This window comes from Sinorhizobium psoraleae, from assembly GCF_013283645.1.
In the GTDB taxonomy this organism is placed as follows: domain Bacteria; phylum Pseudomonadota; class Alphaproteobacteria; order Rhizobiales; family Rhizobiaceae; genus Sinorhizobium; species Sinorhizobium psoraleae.
Genome location: NZ_JABEKV010000003.1, coordinates 826,178 through 844,216 on the forward strand (window position 1 = coordinate 826,178; position 18,039 = coordinate 844,216).

Here is an 18,039-nt window from a genome sequence, read left to right on the forward strand (position 1 = left end):
GAAGTCGACCGGGCACTTATCGAGGGCGCAGTGAACATGGACGGGCAACGAAAAACCGGTGCCGGCAAGCCTTTGTTCTCCCGTTTTCGGGATCTGAACCGAGAGCAATTGAACGTGGAACTCCAGGTTCATACCAACTGGACCGATGGGCAGGCGACGGTGCTCGAAGTCCTGCAGGCGGCCGATGAACGCGGTCTCACTGAGCTTGCCTTCACGGAGCATGTCCGAGAAGACACGTCGTGGTTTCCTGACTTCAAGGCTGAGATTCTTTCCGCTGCGCGCGGGTTCGATGGTTTGCGCGTCTATGTCGGCTGCGAGACGAAAGCCATGGATGACAATGGCCGGCTGGATGTGTCGCAGTCTGTGCTCGACGCATGCGACATCGTTCTCGGCGTCGTTCATCGGCTCCCGGACGGCCAGGGCGGCTATCTGGATTTCAAACAACTGTCATTCGACGAGACGTCCGAAATCGAATTCCGACTTTCGATGGGAATGATCGCAAATGCGCCGATCGACGTCCTTGGACATCCGGGTGGAATGAGCCTTAGGCGGCACGGCCAGTTTCCGGAGAGGTATTATCGCGCGTTGATGACGGCGACGCTCGAGCGGCGGATCGCGATCGAGATCAACTCCTCGTACCTGGTCGATATGCCTGCGTTTCTGGCCCTGTGCGAAGAGGTCAACCCGTTTGTTTCGATCGGTTCGGATGCGCATAAGTTGAACGAATTGGGCCGGTGCAGGGATAAGCTGCTTGAACTGGGGGTAGGGCGATCATGAAGGTCTTCATCACGGGTGCCGGCGCCCTCCTCGGGCAGGGCATCATTCGCGCCTTGCGGCGTTCGACCCTGAACGCGACGATCGTCGCGGGCGATCCAAGCCCGCTCTCGGCCGGCCTCTACTGGGGCGATGTCGCCTACCTTGTCCCGATGGCGAAGGACCCTGCCTATCTGGACAGGTTGGGCGACCTGCTGCGGGCCGAGCGGCCCGACATCCTCATTCCCGGAACCGATGTCGAGCTCCCGATTCTCTCGGCCAATCGCGAAGCGATCGAGAGGACCTATGGAACCAAGGTGATCATCAGCTCGCCCCGCGTCGTATCCATAGCGAACGACAAGTGGCTCACCTCCGAGTTCCTCCGGGAGCAGGGATTGGGGTTCGTTCCTTCGTGTTTGCCGGGTGACGAGGAGGCCCTGATCGAACAGTGCGGCTTTCCCCTCGTCGTCAAGCCCCGGGTCGGCGCCAGGTCGATCGGCTTCAGCGTCGTGCGTGACCGGGAGCAATTGAAGCGGGCCATAGCCGAGCAGGCCGGCATCGTCATACAGAAATATGTCGGCTCGGAAGCGACCGAGTACACCGCGGGCACGCTGACTTTCGATGGGAACTGCCGCGCGACAATCGTCATGCGGAGAGACCTTCGTGACGGCAACACTTACAGGGCGTTTGCCGAAGCCTTTCCTGCTCTGAATGACGCGATGGCGCTGGCGGCCGACGCTCTTGGCGCCTATGGCCCGGCGAACTTCCAGTTCCGCTTGGACGAAGGTGTTCCCCGCATTTTCGAGATTAATGCGCGGTTCTCCGGGACGACGGCCGTCAGAATCCATGCAGGGTTCAACGAATTGGAGATGTCGATCCGGCATATCCTCTTCGGCGAGCCAGTCGAGCAGCCGGAAATCATGCCGGTGACGATATTGCGGCACTGGTCGGAGACAGTGGTGAGACCCGGCGATTTGATCACGGCCACCGGGCGGCTGCAGGAAGAAGTCTAGGCGGCCAGTAAGGCGAGGTTCGACGCAGATGCAGCTCGTTGTTACCGGCGCGACAGGGTTTCTCGCTTCGAGACTGATCGGCCAGGCACTTTCAAAAGGTTACCAGGTCATCGCCCTCGCGCGCGACCCGGACCGTGTGGCATCGAAAAGCTCTCGTTTGCAAATCGAAAAATGGTCGATTGGTGACCCATTGCCGGCGGTGATGAAGGCTGACGCCATTCTTCACTTGGCCGCTTACATTCCCGCCGATCTCACCGACGCGCATCAGGCGGCGAAATGTTTCGAGGTCAACACGAATGGTGCCTTGCGGGTCGCGATGGATGCCGCTTCGCAGGGTGTTAAGCGGTTTATCTTCTTCGGATCGGGGCAGGTGTACACGCCCGCGCCCGTACCCGCGTCTGAGACGAGCCCGGCCTTTCCGGTGGATCGCGCCAGCTACTATCTGGCGAGCAAGCTCTCGGCGGAAATTTGCCTGCTGGCTTTCGGAACGGCAAACGCCATGCCGGTGACGGTGCTTCGCCTCGCCTCGGTTTATGGTCCCGGCATGCATGGCTCGGGGATGGTGCCGACGTTCATCCGTGCGCTCGGGAGCGGGCGTTCAGTGGCCATACGAGACGGCGGCCGATATCGCGTCGACCTGGTATTTGTCGATGACGTCGTTTCCCTGGCACTGGAAGCGATCGAGAAAGAAAAGGCGGGAGTGTTCAATGCCGGCAGCGGGTATGGCTGCACGTCGCTGGAAGCGGCTCAAATCGTCGCCGATATCCTTGGAGCGGACCCGAACTTGGTCAACGTCGATGGCGAGCGGGGGAACGGAAGCACGACTGGCTTTGCGACGCTGAACGTCGCCAAGGCGGCCGAGCAGTTAGGTTACAGCCCACGCGCCTTTCGCGAAGGCATCGAAGCATGGAAGGCAGAGACAGGGCTGGCCGACTTCCGAAACGGGAGCGCGCAAGGCTGAGCCCTGACAGCGCCGTGCGCCTTTTGAGACCGCAAAAGTCGCTGTAACGCTTTGAATTGCTGCACGATTTCATCCATAAATCGATTCCGGGGAATCATGCAGCAGTGCCGCCGCAAAGAGGATGCGGGCGGAAGACCGCCCGCACTTTTTTCATTCTGCGCTACAGCGCCGCGGGTCTATCGGACGCGCAAAGGACGCCGTAGCACTTTGAATTGCTGCATGTTTTGTCCTTAACTCGGTTACGATTTAAGGAAACATGCAGTAGGCGGCCCACGTCAGGCGAGGAGAAAATCGCTCCTCGAAAAGTTGGACGCGGAGAAACTGCCGTTCGGGTCATCCAAGAGGATGGAAAACGCATTGCCCACGGAGTCGTAACCCTTTACCAGCACGTCGCCGCCGGCTGCGTCATAAGCGTAGACAGTGCCCTTGGCGCCGGAACTCGAGTATTGGGTGACCCCGAGTTTCTCGATGACAAGGAAATCGACCCCGTCCTGGAAATCCATAACGGTGTCCCGACCGCTGAGCGCCGGGGTCGACTTGAATATGAAGCGATCGGAATCTGCTCCACCCCAAAGGATGTCGCTTCCCGCCTCGCCCATAAGAGTGTCTTTTCCCGAATCGCCGCGCAGCGTGTCGTTACCGTCGCCGGAATACAGGAAGTCGCTGCCGGTGCCGCCGTAAAGGACGTCGTCGCCTCCTTCACCCGACAGCGTATCATTGCCGTCATCGCCGTAGGCCAGATCGTTTCCGGCACCCACCGAAATCCTGTCGTTGCCCAGGCCGCCGTGGGCCTCGTCGATGCCGCTTTCGGAGTCGAGCACGTCATATCCGTCGCCGCCGTCGAGATAGTTGTTGCCGTCGCCGGCATCGACGATGTCGTCGCCGATGCCGCCATAAACGCGGTCGTTGCCAGATTGACCCTTCAGGGCATCGTTGCCCTCTTCGCCGTATATCGTGTCGTTTCCGGCACCGCCTCCTACTGCCTGCTGCGTGAGTTGTCCGGTTGCGGGATTTATTCGATTATTGAATCCATCATTGCCTGAGCCGGCATAGATGATGTCATCGCCATCGCCTGCGTCGATGTACTCTTCGCCCGCTCCACCGTAGATCTTGTCGTTTCCGACACCGCCGAGAAACTTGTCATGGCCATCGCCACCGTTGAGCGTGTCGTTGCCGTCGCCGCCATCAAAGATGTCGTTACCCAGTCCACCGATGAACGTGTCGAAACCGAGGCCGCCATCAAAACGGTCGTTGCCGTCGCCGCCGTCGGCATAGTCGTCGCCCGTGCCAGCCTTGATTAAGTCATTGCCGAGGCCGCCAAAAATTCTGTCGTTCCCATCTCTACCCTCGAGGTAATCGTCTCCGGCATAGCCCCAGATCTCGTCGTTACCCAGGGTGCCGACAATCGAGTTGGTAAGATTGGTTCCCTTTAATAGCATCATAATCTCCTAGCAGTTGCAGGAGGGCGGATAGTTTGCGAATGGGGCGCAAAAGTGATCCCGACGTCAAAGACGCCAATCGACGCAGAAGTTGCAGTATTTTACAGTGGAAAACTAAACTATACTACTTATCGTGGTATGTATTATTGCTCCTCAACTGCGCTTTAGGAGCGAGAAGCGAAGGGTATTTCTTAAGGCGTGGCAATTTTAACGAGAAATGCAATGAGCGATGCACGACAATTGCATTCGTGAGTTCGGTTTAATGCATTAGAAACTCTGCATATTTTTCGGTGATCGCAGTGATTGCGTATTCATTTTCGACGCGCTGCCGTGCGTTGCGCGCGTAGCGCGCATACTCGTCAGCCGGCAGGTCAAGAATTCGGCGGATAGCAATGGCGAGAGCTTCGGGATCTCGGGCGGGCACGGCGATTCCGGCATTTCCCGCCACGGCGGCGGCATCGCCGACGTCGGTCGTCACGATCGGCTTGCCATAGCTCATGGCTTCGGCAATGACATTGGGAAAACCTTCGGTCCTCGACGAAAGAACCAAAAGGTCGATGCCTTGATAGAACTTCGCCATGTCGGTGATTTCCCCGCGGAGGTCGACCGCGTGAACTGGAAGCCCTGCCTGCGCCATGAGGTCGACCACAGCGGGATTGTCGCGCGACAACCCATTTCCGGCCGCGGAAAAGACTGCCTGCGGGTGGGTCTGGATGACTGAAGCCGCAGCCTTGAAGAAGGTCGCGTGATCCTTCTGCGGATGAAAGCGGCCGACAATGCCAATCCGCCTGGCGGCGGCCTTCGACGGGGAAGGGGGGAGGTGGGGAAGTTCGAATCCGTTCGGGATTACGATGGCATTCCGATTTGCGTAGCCATACTTGCGATGCAAGTCGAGGGCGCGGGCGCTGTTGTAGATGATCCCCGATGGCAGCTTCGACAACAATCTCGCCATCGCAATTGCCAGGCGCGAACTGCGCGTGAGGGAGGCAGGGTCATCCAGGGATTGACGAACGTTCCAGAAGACTTGTGCCCCGTGCCGGGCGACGCGCGCAGCGACGGTGCCGGCGATCATCGCGTGGTACATCCAGCACAGGATCACGTCGGGCCGCTCCTTCTTGATCAGCCGGGAGAGGCGTAGAACTGCGCCCGTGAGCGCGGCGAGGGAGGCGGCCTCAAGCGAAACGTAGACGACCCTCGGGTTGTCGGCGAGGCGACGGTTCCGTTCCGATATGCCGATGAGCGACACGACAATGATACGCTCGTCGGTCGAATTGTGTAGCAAACGTGCCAGCATCGTTTCGGCGCCCGCACTGGCTGTAAAGTTGGTAATGACATGCATTATCATTTGAGCGCCCTAGCTCGCCACTGCCGATTCTGCCGCGCCCTGGAAGAACGCCCTCAATCTGCCAAGTTCATGCCGGCGAACAGCATCCGGTTGATCATGTGCACGTCGAACTTGGTCTCTGCCACTTCCCGTGATTGCCTGCCCATCTTTTCCGCCAATTCAGGGCTCCCGGCATAGCAGGCCATTGCGTCTGCGAGAGCGACGATGTCGCGCGCCTTAACGACCATGCCGTTCACTCCCGGCTGTACCGTGTCGCGGCAACCCGGCAGATCCGTCGTAATGACGGCTCGTCCTGTGGCCAAGGCTTCGAGGATGCTTCGCGGAATGCCTTCGCGGTAGTAGGACGGCAGGACGAAAACGTTGCACGCTGTAAGGTAAGGCCGGACGTCCGCGGTCGTGCCGAGATAGTCCAATACCCCCTCGCGCACCCAGCCGTCGATTTCCTCGCGCGAGATGGCCGTCGGATTGCTGTCGAAATGGCCGAGCAGTTGAAACTTGGCATTTGGGAAAGATCGACGCACGATCCGAGCGGCTTCGACATACTCCACAACGCCCTTGTCGCGCAGGAGCCGGGCGATCATCAGGAAAGTCGGCCCGCTCCGAGGCGGTATCGAGAATGTGAAATGGTCCAGATCGACGCCAGATCCGGGAATCTTAGTCGGCGAGAGGTCGTCCCCCAACATTCGGTAGCGGCGAATGTCGTCGGCATCTGCGTCGTTATAGACAAAGACCACTCTGGCGCCCCGCAGCGCCAAACGATACAGCCGGACGCACAAATGGCGAATGGCCCGCGCTTTGAACGAGTGACCGGCCGCGTCCGAGAACACGTGGCCGAGGCCGGTCACGAGGAAGCAGCGCTCCTTTATCCCAAGGGCCCTGGCCGCGATTCCGGCGTAGATGATCGGCTTCATGGTGTAGGGAAGGACTATGTCCGGTTTCAGCCGCCTGAAGTGCTGTCGCAGCGACCAAAAGGTCCGGATGTCGTCCAACGGGTTGAGTCCGGTTCGCGCCATGTGGATGCGAACGAAACGCACGCCGATCCGGGCGAGCTCCTGCTCGACTCGCACATCGTTTTCGGGAGCGAAGGCTATGACGTCGTGTCCGGCGGCGACCAATCGCTTCAGCAATTCGAGCCGAAAGATCACGAGAGATGCCGTCAAGCTGGCGACGACCGCAATCACGCGTTTCTGCCGGGGCGGGTATGCTGCGCCGGCGGGTTTTGCCGACTGGCCCGCAATCTGCTCGGCTGCGGTGCGCGAAACCTGTTCAACAAGCTTCAAGGCTTACCTCCAGATTCGACTCCACCCCGAGAATTGAGACATCCGCGCCCGGCTCTCCTGCTTCGCGGTGTTGTCCGCATTCGCAGGCAGGAGAGTGGTGCGTGTCCCGGCCGCGGAATCCGAGCAGCCACTATCGCCGGCACCCACAGATGCATTGCACGATCCGCCCTTACCAATCGCGCCTGTCTTCCTTTAATTGCCCGGAAAGCGGAGCTCCCCGCGGGTGCCCTTGCGGTAGCCAGCTCGCGATGTGCGTGCCTTGGCCTTGATGTGGTCCTTCGGCCGCCGCGGCATGCGTTTGCTGGCGGCCCTGGGCTTGCGATCAGCCTCGTGCTCATATCGCGGTAGCAACTCGCGCATGACCGCCACGACGTCCGTCTCGTTGCCCCGTTCCGAATGGCGCTGCAGGCGTGCGAAGGCGTCCTTCAGAGTTGGCAAGGGTATGGGCTCCGGCACCGCTCCGAGGACGCCCGGCACCGGCGAGTTGATGCGCTTGTCGGTTTCGTCGAAAAGCTCCTCGAAGAGCTTTTCGCCCGGCCGGCAACCAATGATCTTGATTTCGATGTCCTGATCCGGCGTGAAGCCGGCCAACCGGATCATCCGGCGGGCGATATCGATGATCTTGATCGGCTCGCCCATGTCGAGGACGAAGATCTCGCCCTGTCCGAGCTGCTTTTCGAAGCCATAAGCCGAAGCCTGCAGCGTCAGTTCGACAGCTTCCCGGATCGTCATGAAGAACCGCGTCATGTTTTCATCGGTCACGGTCAGCGGCCCGCCTCTTGCAAGCTGGCGCTTGAAAAGCGGGATCAGCGAACCGCTGGACCCCAGGACATTGCCGAAGCGAACCGTCATGAAGCGTGGCCCCTGACCCGTTTCGAGGCCGTTCAGGTCGAGCGCCTGGCAATAAAGCTCCGCAAGGCGCTTCGTCGCGCCCATGACGCTGGTTGAATTCACGACCTTGTCGGTCGAGATCTGAACCATGGCAAGCGTGCCAAATTTCTTCGCCGCATTAGCGACGTTCATGGTGCCGATGACATTGGTGAGTACGCCCTCGCAGGGGTTCAACTGCACCATCGGCACATGTTTCAGGGCGGCCGCATGAAAGACCAGCTCAGGCCGATGCCGCGCGAATATCTCCTCAACCCGCTGGCTGCGGCGGACACTGCAGAGATAGCTCCACCGCGATACGTCCGGGAAGCTTTCGTTCAGGGCCATGTCGATCGCGTAAAGATTGTATTCCGTGTTGTCGATCAGCACGAGTTCCGCCGGTTCACAGGCGGCGACCTGCGTCGTCAGCTCGCTGCCGATCGAACCGCCCGCTCCGGTGATGAGCACGCGCCGGCCGCGAACGAGGCGACCGATTGCCTCGCGGTCGAGCGCCGCCTGGGGGCGCTCCAGCAGGTCGGTCAGTTCGATAGACCGAAGCTCGTAGGGGTTGTCGCCCTTTGCGCGCTTAAGTTCGGTCATCTGCGACAGGCGCGAGACGGCAATCCCAAGTTTTTCGGCGGAGCGCAGGAGGTTATCTGATGCCTCCTCGCCGAAGGCCGCAGGGGCTTCCGTGAAGACTACGTGACGCGGCTGCCTGTTGAGCTGCTGCAAATCCGTCACCACCTGCTCGAAATCCTCGATGCGTCCGGCAATCGGCACGCCGCGCAGGCTCATGCCGATCTGGTCCTCATTCCTGTCGAGGCAGGCGACCGGAATATAGGTGGCGTTGGGATCGCGTGCGAGCGCCCGCAAATAGAGATCGGCCGCGTCGCCCGCGCCCACGAGCAGCAACGGTATGCGGTGATCGTTCTCTGCCCCTTTGTTGCGTCCGTTCCTGAAAACGGGCCGTGCCAGCGGGATTTCCTCTGCGCGAAAGCTCAGCCGTGCGGCGGCAAGGAATGCGATCAGGAGCAGCGACTGCATCGGCACGACGGTTCGTGGGATATCGGTCAGCCTGGTGGAGAAGAATAGGAGCGAAACAAGCAGCAGGGATGTCAGGAGTACCGCGCGAAGGATGATGAAAAGATCGGAAATGGAACCGTATTTCCAGTTTCGGCTGTAGAGCCCGGACAACGGGAAAACGAGTGCGCAGATGACGAGGTACTGTGCGCCGGACCATAACAGGACGGAGGCTGTTTCCGGTCTCGTCTTGAGCTCGGCGACGCCGTAGCGCAACAACAAGGCCACGGCGAGCGCGATGGCTGCTGATCCGAGATCGGCAAGGTACAGGGCGGAACATTTGTGAACGCTGCGAACAGCGCCGCGGATGCGTCGGCTGCCTATGTCGACCGCCGCTCCCCATACCGCCAACAGCATCTTGGCGGTGCCTTTTCCCGCCTCTTCTCTCCGTAATATCGATGGCAGCATCAAGAAACGATCACGAACTGCCTTAGCGGCTGTGTGTATACGCAGCATGAAGGCCCCTTCCTGAAAAGCTGTAAGCCCCACCGACCTGCTCAACGACGCTGCACCTCTCCCCCACAATGTAAATGGTGGCCCAAGGTTGCTGTCTATTGGTTGTCCCGTTGACTGGCTCGAGAGGCTAGATAAATTAACTTCAACAAAATATAGGCGACCGCGACTGACTAGGTCCCGGCGCAAAATGTCCTTGGCATATTCGAATTCTGTAATAAAAAAGCATGTAATTAACTGGTTGTAAATAGTCTTCGGCGAATCCGCCCAATTATAGTTTTCTGACAAACCGGGCCGCTGAGTGCCTGGTGGTTCCCCTCCAGGCGAGCCGCTCGCAATGAACGGCAAAGTTGAATTCCGCTATGCGCGGCGGAGTCAATCGAATGCATGCGACGCGCTTTATGTCCTTGCTTCGCGCATGTTGTTGGCCAGTTGCTGCCCACTTTGGGCGACATTGGCGGTCAACGGCGAAATGTCACGGTTCGGTTCAAATAATAATTGATGGGGAAGATAGCTCCGAGCGTGACGATCTGGGCCGCGATGTAGGGCAGCACAGCCAAAAGGCCGTTGAAGAGAACGGCATTCGCCGTCAGCGTGCAGAGCGTCAGTACGGCAAAACGTGGAGCCGCAACGGTGTGCTTCGATTTCGACCTGAATGTCACGCGGTGCTGAAGACTATAGTTGACCAGGACCGAGATCGAGAGCGCCAACGTTGACGCCACCACGGCGTTCATGTCGGCCAGTTCTATGAACAAGGTGAGCAAGCACACCTGCAGCAGCGCCGCGCAACCGCCGACAAAAGCGTATCGCAGCACGCGCACCGCAAAAATCGCGCTCAGAACCCCTCCCACAAAAGACAATTGCCGCGTGATGTTGCGCCTGAGGCGAGGTGCTGCGCCGGCATAAGGTTCGCCAGACAGGTGGCCCAGCGGTTGCAGTCGAGAACCCGGCGCTGCCGCCCCGTCGGCCGAGGCACAGTCGCCCAGTTTCGCGACATAAGGGAACCTCCGTCTGCTAAGCATGATGTGCCTCATACAAGGCGCCGAGATCCGTTCGGGAATTGGGGCGCATCAGGAGCTCGTTGAAGTGATTGATCGTTTTCAGCAGGCCCTCCTTCAGGCCGATCCTGGGTGACCATTCGAGCTGTTCTTTTGCTCGCGAGATATCCGGGCGCCGTCTGCAAGGATCGTCCTGGGGCAATGGCCGGTACACGATACGTGACCTGGACCCGGTGAGGTCGATGATCAACTCCGCCAGTTCGCGCATGGAAATTTCGTTGGGGTTGCCGATGTTAATCGGGCCGGTCACATCAAACGGCGAATCCATCAAACGCAGCAAGGCCGCGACGGTGTCGTCGACGTAACAGAAGGATCGCGTCTGCGAGCCGTCCCCGTGCACGGTTATGTCGGCATCGAGCAGTGCCTGGACGATAAAGCTCGAGACAACACGGCCATCGCTCGGATGCGTACGGGGCCCATAGGTATTGAAGATGCGCGCAACTTTGATCGCTGTTTGGTGCTGCCGCCTGTAGTCGAAGAATAGCGCTTCGGCGCAACGTTTGCCTTCATCGTAGCAGGAGCGAGGCCCGATAGGGTTGACGTTGCCCCAGTAGTCCTCGGTCTGCGGGTGAACGGAGGGGTCTCCGTAGACCTCCGACGTGGAGGCCTGAAGAACATTGATCTTCAGCCGCTTGGCAAGACCGAGCATGTTTATCGCGCCTTGCACGCTTGTTCGCGTGGTCTTCACCGGGTCGAACTGGTAGTGCACCGGAGAAGCCGGGCAGGCAAGATTGAAGATCTTATCCACCTCCACGTAGAGGGGCATCGTCACATCGTGCCTCAAAAGCTCGAAACGCGGATGGGAAAGCAGTTCTTCCACATTCGCGCGCGACCCCGTAAAGAAATTATCGACGCACAGGACGTCTGCTCCGCCTTCGATCAACCGCTCGCAAAGGTGCGACCCGATGAAGCCGCACCCTCCAGTCACCAATACGCGATTTGTAAATTGACGCCCCATTACGCTTACCTCATCTGAAGCGGCTGGCAGCGGGATGGCACTCCAGTTTCCGGCCAGCGACCAGATCCTGACGTCCACATCCGCGCCCCAACGCAAACGCGCTCTAAAACTTCATGCAGCCCGTCACCGGGCCAACCCTCTTTTCGCCAGCTCGGCGGCCGCATGCTCGAACCGGTCGTCCGCCTTCTGCTCTTCTGCCCAGGCGATCAGATCCTCGATGCCGGATTCGAGCTCGACGGTAGGCTTGTAGCCGAGGCAGCGCTGGATCTTGCTTATGTCGGCGTAGCAATGCCGCACATCGCCCTCCCTGAACTTGTTCTCTATCTGGGGAGCAATGTCGCGCCGCATTTTCCGGGCGAGGATGATCGCAACGTCTTTGATCGACGTCGGGCGACCGGTGCCCACATTGAAGACATGGCCATTCGCCTCACCTTTCGCGAGAGCAAGCGAAATAGCCTGCACTATGTCTTTTACATGCACAAAATCTCGCGTCTGGTTGCCGTCCTCGAAAACGACCGGACGGTTATTGTTCAGCAGACGGGAAGAGAAGATCGCAGCGACCCCGGTATAGGGATTGCCCAACGACTGTCGAGGACCGTAGATGTTGAAGAAGCGCAGCGCCACTGCGGGAATGTCGTAAGCTCTGCCGACGACCAAGCACATTTCCTCCTGATCCCTCTTGGAAATGGCGTAGATCGACGTCGGCAGGACCGGCTTCGCCTCGTTGGTCGGTATAGGCGCTGCGGTTCGATCACAGATCGGACAGCGCACCTCCCAATCGCCACGCCTCATTTGCTCCGCCTCGCGAAGCGTCGGTGTGACATCGCCGCAATGGCTGCACCGCGCTCCGCCTTCGCCGTAGATCGACATCGACGACGCAACGACCAGCTTCTTTACGCTGTGCTTGCGGGACGCCAGCAGTTCCAGGAGGACTGCGGTTCCAACCGTATTGTGATCGACATAACGATGGATCTCGTACATCGACTGGCCGACCCCCACCTGCGCGGCGAGATGGACAACGGCATCGACGTCCTTCAAGGCAGCGTCGAGTTGGGCAGGGTTGCGAGTGTCACCAAAAATGATCTCGACTCCCTTCATAGGTAATCCGTTGGGCTGCAACAAGGCGCCAAGATTACCCCGGGATCCAGAATGAACTTGGGGTTCGTAATTGTCGAAAATTCGTATGTCGTGTCCGGATTTGTGAAGGTTCTCGCATAAAAATGAGCCTACGAACCCTGCGCCTCCTGTGACGAGTATCTTCATGGCATGGTTCCCTATGTTTAAAAAGAAATGTTATATTTAAAATTCGTATTTACCCCGGTAATTCTGCCACACGATTTTTAGTACATCAAATCCATACTGGACTGGTTTCAGATGCGACTTTTCATCCGCGTAGCGTGTGGGTATCGCAATTTCCTTGATCCGTAACTTACGCTTTCCCGCCATCATGATCATTTCACCATCGAAATGGAATGTATCACTGAGGCGAACGAAGGGAATAGTTTCGAGGCACCGGCGGGAATAAAGCATGTAGCCGCTGTGGTATTCGCTCACGCGAAGGCCGTAAGCGAGGTTCTCTATCGTCGTAAGCGCTTTGTTGGCGATATACTTGTACATCGGCATGCCGCCCTTCAGGGCGCCGCCCTCGAGCATGCGCGACCCGATGACGACATCTGCCTCACCCCTTTCCAGCGGCGCGAGCAAACGGGGCAGCAGCTCCGGCGCGTATTGCCCGTCAGCGTGCAGGAGTGCCACGACGTCGGCGCCTTGAGCCAAGGCATGCAAAAAGCCGGTCTTCTGCGCTTGGGCGTAACCCTTGTTCTGAGGATGGTCGATTACTTCCGCATTCGCCCGTGAACGAGCAATTCTGCGCGCGACGTCGCCCGTTCCGTCGGAACTGCCGTCGTTCACGACGACGATGCGGACGTCTTTTTCGTAAATTTCCCTCGGAATTCTCTCAAACACGCTTTCGAGTGTCAGAGCGGCTTGATAAGCGGGGATAACAATAAAAATCTTCTTCTGAAGCATGACGATCCGTACTCCCGTTACATTCTTCTCGGTGCACCAATCCTGTAAGCCAATGTCCAATTCGGCGATGCTTTGACGGCCCCCTCACGGCAAAACCTGCATCTCGGTTGCGCGGGTTGCTGAGCGATAGATCCGCCCGTCAGCAAGAGTTTCCTGCTCGACGAGCGGAACGGAATTAAGAAGGTCGTTCTCGCTGACCAGGTAGTCTCGCCAGTCCACGCCGTAGATGAAGACGACGTAGGCGTCGCCTTCCGCAAGACGGCGACGCATAGCGTCCATCTGCTGCGCAAAGGGCATGCTTGCCTCATCCCGGCCAGACAGGTGATTGAAGCGGCGCGGTATGTACGCCGCGCTGCGTCTCAGGCGGAATTCAATCACGTCCGGTGCGTTGGAATAGATTACGGCAGACGCCGGCAATTTGCTTGCGGATGCGAGTACGGGCGACGTGGACCAGATTTTGTGAGCGTATCCTTGACCCGATTCATAAGTGGCTACGGTGAACACAGTCGTTCGGACGAGGTTTGACGCTCCGATCACAGCTGCGAGGCCGACCAGGACGATCCCAAGTTTGCGGTGGCGCGCAAGATCAGGTCTGCTCGCTCCGAAGGGAGTCATGACGGCGAGTGCGAGAAAAACATAGAGCGGCAGGAGAAACCGTCCGGTGAGGGTCAGTCGATACTGAATCATGACGGACAGAATCAGGAACAGCAGATACAAGATCGAAAAGAGACTGAATACGATGGGGACAAGCGCATGCGGTCGTGCGCGTTGCGCGGAGGATAGGCGCAGCCAAGCGAACGCGTAGTTTACGGTAATGAAAACGACGACAACGCTGGCGAAGGCAAGAAACAGAAGGCGAATGACCGGCCCGGCCGCGGATGGCAGGAGCATCGTCGACAGGGCGCCTGCCGTCCGGATCCAGTATGCCAGATCAGTGTCGCCCAGAAGTTCAAGCGAACGTCCAGTGGAATCGCCGGATGTCAGCTCACTCGCGATCAGCCATGATCCGAAGACAGCACCGCACGCACCGGTCATCACAGCACAATCGACTAGCCGTCTCGTAAGGCCTCCGCCACCCGCGAGCAGCCTCAAGATTGCAAAAGCCGGAAGAAGCGGAGCAGCAGCAAATCGCGTCAGCATTGCGAGCCCCAAAATCGCCCCCACAAGTGCGACACTTGCGACACGGTTGTCTTGCATCGCCCTGAGAAACACGAGGACGGAGGCGAGCGTCAACGCGATAAACAACGGCTCCGTCATTGCGACCGAGTGAAATTCGACGAAGACCGGATGGCCAACGATCAGGGCCGTGCCCAATGCGGACCAGATCGGGGTCAGCTGCGCAAGAAGCAACAACCGAAGAATCAACACCGTATTGACGACATAAAGAAACCAGTTGAGCCACCAGGCCGCCGCCACGAGCTCGATCTGAGCGAGTGCCGTGAATTGCAGCAACCAGGTATAGAGCGGAGCGAAATGACGGGCGCTTCCTATGCGCATGTACGCGACGGAGTCGGGCAGAATCCCTATTCCGTGTGACGTCGTTGCAAAGAACAGCAGGGAGACTGCCAATGAGAGGACGACAGCCGCGACGAGTTGCGCCCTCGCATGAACAGGAGCCAGTGCATCGTTGGCGGTTACCGCCGAACCTGGTTGCACGCGCAGTTGTTGTTCTCGCTTCATAAAGCCGCCGCTCCCATTTCTGGTGCGTTCGTTTGGCCTAAACGTGCTGACAGAGGTAGAATTCACCCCACAAAGGACTTTGTTCTTTGCCGCAACCGAAAAACCCGGTCAGGCAGAGTAACAGCCGTCGATCGAAATCTTCGCTAAGCCCCCATCATGCGCGTGATATGCCCGCGAACTTAAAAAATACTCGCGCTCCATTGGCCAAGCGCGTAAATCAGTCCTTGAAAGCGATTTTGTACGCAATTACACAGCCGCGGCTATAAAGTGACCGCTCAACAGCTTTGATAATCGCATAGTCGTGCGACAATGTCGACTACCTAATATATCCAATGCTTATCCGACACCGAGCCTGGCTGACCGATCGGTATGTGCTTGCGATGCATGTCTTATTTGCCGCGAGACCTGGCCAAAGGGGTCTGAGAATCTGCTGTTCACAGATCGTCTCGCTCGTTGGAAGTGTCCTTTCTTTCGATCCGGCACCGGTGATCAACCTGCCGTCGCCGCGCGCCTGGAGACGGCGCGGGGGACTGTTCGCCTTCGTCTAGGACGCAACGAGCCTCATATATCCAAAGACATATGGTGTGGCCTGAATGAAGAAGATAGTCTCAGAGCTCTACTTGAAACTTTGACATTCAAACGTTCAACGAATTGCAATTGATCGCGTGCCACCCAGCCGGCCATTGCTATTGTGATCACGGCGCCAGCCCCTCTTTCATCGACGTGGGCACAACATGCAGACGCGAAGCGTTATCGAGATTGTTGAATCTGGGGGGCGATTGCCTACAGAATTGATTGTTGCCGGATATTGGGCAAGCCAAGCCGGTCTCGTGGCCTTTGTTCTCAACGGCGTCACGCCCCAGGCGATCAATTTGGTTCTGGACCCGATCGTGACAACGCTGCCGTTATCAATCCCCGGCGTGCTTTATATTGACATTAGCGACAGGACGCGCGTGCGCGAGGCAGTAATGTGCGCCGAGGAGATTTATGGTGCGTCCAAAATCTTTCGTCATCTGACAGATTGCTATGGCATCGCGCCGAGCCTTGTCCTGTCGGTTGCCGTGGCCATTCCGAAGCTGGAAAGTCGCACTCTTCTGTCCGAGCGGGACTCCCGCGCGCCAAAGATTGCAGAGCCAGAGATTGCCGCCGCCATCCACGCACCGAATCGCCTCGGCTGGCGTGCGACTGACTCGATAAGGCGGTCATGCGAACTGCTGCAGACGTCCGGCAGTACGCTTTAATTCAAACATCATGCGATGTTGACGTTATCGTCTTGCGTTCCATGGCTAGTCGAGTTCAAAGCACTCTTTGTAGTCCTGCCGCAGGGCCGACGGCTGATCCTCTTTCCGTAGAAAGCAGTTGCCGACGACGAGACATTCGATCTCCGTGCCCATGAAGCAGCGGAATGCATCTTCCGGGGTGCACACAATGGGCTCGCCGCGCACGTTGAAGCTGGTATTGACCAGTACGGGACAGCCGGTTCGCTCCTTGAACGCGCTTAGCAATTCCCAGTAGCGTGGGTTCGTGTCGTGATGCACCGTCTGCACCCGGGCAGAATAATCGACATGCGTGACGGCCGGTATCTCGGATCGTGGAACGTTCAGGCGGTCTATGCCGAACAACGCACCCTCGTCAGGACCGAGGGGCAATCTCCGCCGGTCGAGCACATCGCCCACGAGCAGCATATAGGGGCTGTCGGTGTCGATATCGAACCATTCCGCCACGTCCTCGCGCCTCACCGAAGGGGCAAAGGGACGGAAGCTCTCGCGGTATTTGACCTTGAGATTGAGTGTTTTCTGCATTGTCGGCGAGCGCGGATCGCCCAGTATCGACCTTCCGCCTAAGGCCCGAGGGCCGAATTCCATTCGCCCCTGCATCCACCCGACCGCCTTGCCTTGCACCAGGCCTTCGACGGTGTCAGCAATGATCTCACTATCCGACAAGACCTTGTAGACCGCGCCGGCTGCGGCAAGGCGCCGCTCGATCTCGCCCTGGCCGTATGCCGGGCCGAGATAGGCGCCTGCCATACCGTCTCGCCCATTGGCTAGGCGGCCTTTTCCGAGATGTCCATGCCAGGCCGCCAGTGCCGCGCCCACGGCGCCGCCCGCGTCGCCAGCCGCCGGCTGGATCCAGATGTCGTCGAAAATGCGGTTCTTCAGCAACTTGCCATTGGCAACGCAGTTCAAGGCGACGCCGCCAGCCAGGCACAGATGGCGCTCGCCTGTTTCCTGCCGGGCAAAGCGGGCGAGCTTCAGAACAACTTCCTCGGTCACCGCCTGTATAGAGGCCGCCAGATCCATCTCCCGCTGGGTCAAGGGCGTTTCGGGTTTTCGCGGTTCCGCGCCGAAAAGCCGGTGGAAGGCCGGTGAGGTCATGGTGAGACCGGTGCAATAATCGAAATAGCGCTGATCGACCCGGAACGAGCCGTCGTCTTTGAGGTCGATCAGATTGTCCAGGATCGTCTGGGCAAAGCGGGGGCGGCCGTAAGGCGCCAGGCCCATCACCTTGTACTCGCCGGAGTTCACCTTGAAACCGGTATAGTACGTGAACGCGGAGTAAAGCAGACCAAGAGAATGCGGAAAACGGATTTCCTTTATGATCTCGAGGCTGTTTCCGCGACCGAGGCCGAGCGAGGTCGTACACCACTCTCCCACCCCATCCATCGTCAAAACCGCGGCGCTTGCGAACGGCGACGGGAAGAAGGCGCTCGCCGCATGTGCCAGATGATGCTCGCTGAACAGAAGCGATCCGGACCATTCCTTCGATCCAGCGAGCTTGCCCAAGTGCTTGCGCAACAGGTTCTTCTGAAACAGTTTCTCCTTGATCCAGAGCGGCATTGCCATCCTGAAGGAACGAAACCCGCGAGGACTTGTCGCGAGATAAGTTTCCAGCAATCGCTCGAATTTCAGGAACGGCTTGTCATAAAAGACGACATGATCGACGCCCGCCATGCCGCAGCCGGCCTCCGCCAGGCAATAGGCCAGGGCATTGGCCGGAAACCTGGCGTCGTGCTTCTTGCGTGTAAATCGTTCCTCCTGAGCGGCCGCCACGATGTGCCCGTTCTCGATCAGGGCCGCCGCACTGTCGTGATAAAACGCCGAAATACCGAGAATACGCATGGACG

General features: G+C 58.7%; 14 protein-coding genes. 4 read left to right on the forward strand and 10 right to left on the reverse strand.

Annotation, left to right across the window (positions count from 1 at the left end; translation table 11 throughout):
• Nucleotides 1-36: 36 nt before the first annotated feature.
• Genes ILFOPFJJ_RS19605 through ILFOPFJJ_RS19615 form a run of 3 tightly spaced genes read left to right on the forward strand, consistent with a single transcriptional unit; the run spans nt 37 to nt 2,727 of the window.
• On the forward strand, nt 37-777 hold the full coding sequence (locus ILFOPFJJ_RS19605; protein ID WP_173512225.1) for a PHP domain-containing protein: 741 nt from the start codon (nt 37-39) through the stop codon (nt 775-777).
• On the forward strand, nt 774-1,766 hold the full coding sequence (locus ILFOPFJJ_RS19610; RefSeq protein ID WP_173512226.1) for an ATP-grasp domain-containing protein: 993 nt from the start codon (nt 774-776) through the stop codon (nt 1,764-1,766). The genes ILFOPFJJ_RS19605 and ILFOPFJJ_RS19610 overlap by 4 nt, the downstream gene beginning before the upstream one ends.
• Before the next feature lie 28 nt (nt 1,767-1,794).
• Nucleotides 1,795-2,727 (forward strand): NAD-dependent epimerase/dehydratase family protein, encoded by a 933-nt coding sequence (locus ILFOPFJJ_RS19615; protein WP_173512227.1) that lies wholly within the window; start codon nt 1,795-1,797, stop codon nt 2,725-2,727.
• A gap of 275 nt (nt 2,728-3,002) precedes the next feature.
• On the opposite strand, the gene ILFOPFJJ_RS19620 is transcribed toward ILFOPFJJ_RS19615, so the two are convergent.
• From ILFOPFJJ_RS19620 to ILFOPFJJ_RS19660, 9 genes are all read right to left on the reverse strand, one after another.
• On the reverse strand, nt 3,003-4,166 hold the full coding sequence (locus ILFOPFJJ_RS19620) for a calcium-binding protein (protein WP_173512228.1): 1,164 nt from the start codon (nt 4,164-4,166) through the stop codon (nt 3,003-3,005).
• A gap of 259 nt (nt 4,167-4,425) precedes the next feature.
• Entirely contained in the window at nt 4,426-5,511 is a 1,086-nt protein-coding gene (locus ILFOPFJJ_RS19625; RefSeq protein ID WP_173512229.1) for a glycosyltransferase family 4 protein, read from the reverse strand.
• Between the two features lie 53 nt (nt 5,512-5,564).
• Nucleotides 5,565-6,791, reverse strand: coding sequence for a glycosyltransferase family 4 protein (locus ILFOPFJJ_RS19630; protein ID WP_173512230.1), 1,227 nt, complete (start codon nt 6,789-6,791; stop codon nt 5,565-5,567).
• A 192-nt stretch (nt 6,792-6,983) separates the two neighbouring features.
• Nucleotides 6,984-9,095: a polysaccharide biosynthesis protein gene (locus ILFOPFJJ_RS19635; protein WP_246299722.1), complete on the reverse strand. Its 2,112-nt coding sequence runs from the start codon at nt 9,093-9,095 to the stop codon at nt 6,984-6,986.
• A gap of 557 nt (nt 9,096-9,652) precedes the next feature.
• Nucleotides 9,653-10,213 (reverse strand): GtrA family protein, encoded by a 561-nt coding sequence (locus ILFOPFJJ_RS19640; RefSeq protein WP_173512232.1) that lies wholly within the window; start codon nt 10,211-10,213, stop codon nt 9,653-9,655.
• Nucleotides 10,206-11,207 (reverse strand): UDP-glucuronic acid decarboxylase family protein, encoded by a 1,002-nt coding sequence (locus ILFOPFJJ_RS19645; protein ID WP_173512505.1) that lies wholly within the window; start codon nt 11,205-11,207, stop codon nt 10,206-10,208. The genes ILFOPFJJ_RS19640 and ILFOPFJJ_RS19645 overlap by 8 nt, the downstream gene beginning before the upstream one ends.
• 123 nt (nt 11,208-11,330) lie before the next feature.
• The gene (locus ILFOPFJJ_RS19650; RefSeq protein WP_173512233.1) at nt 11,331-12,470 is read right to left on the reverse strand and encodes an NAD-dependent epimerase/dehydratase family protein; all 1,140 of its coding nucleotides are present in this window, start codon (nt 12,468-12,470) and stop codon (nt 11,331-11,333) included.
• Between the two features lie 36 nt (nt 12,471-12,506).
• Complete coding sequence (locus tag ILFOPFJJ_RS19655; RefSeq protein WP_173512234.1) at nt 12,507-13,235, reverse strand: glycosyltransferase family 2 protein; 729 nt, start codon at nt 13,233-13,235, stop codon at nt 12,507-12,509.
• A gap of 84 nt (nt 13,236-13,319) precedes the next feature.
• Nucleotides 13,320-14,915, reverse strand: a complete 1,596-nt coding sequence (locus ILFOPFJJ_RS19660) for a glycosyltransferase family 39 protein (protein ID WP_173512235.1) — start codon at nt 14,913-14,915, stop codon at nt 13,320-13,322.
• 734 nt (nt 14,916-15,649) lie between these two features.
• On the opposite strand from ILFOPFJJ_RS19660, the gene ILFOPFJJ_RS19665 reads away from it, so the two are divergent.
• On the forward strand, nt 15,650-16,156 hold the full coding sequence (locus ILFOPFJJ_RS19665) for a hypothetical protein (RefSeq protein WP_173512236.1): 507 nt from the start codon (nt 15,650-15,652) through the stop codon (nt 16,154-16,156).
• Between the two features lie 45 nt (nt 16,157-16,201).
• On the opposite strand, the gene ILFOPFJJ_RS19670 is transcribed toward ILFOPFJJ_RS19665, so the two are convergent.
• Nucleotides 16,202-18,034, reverse strand: coding sequence for a carbamoyltransferase family protein (locus ILFOPFJJ_RS19670; protein WP_173512237.1), 1,833 nt, complete (start codon nt 18,032-18,034; stop codon nt 16,202-16,204).
• Nucleotides 18,035-18,039 lie beyond the last annotated feature (5 nt).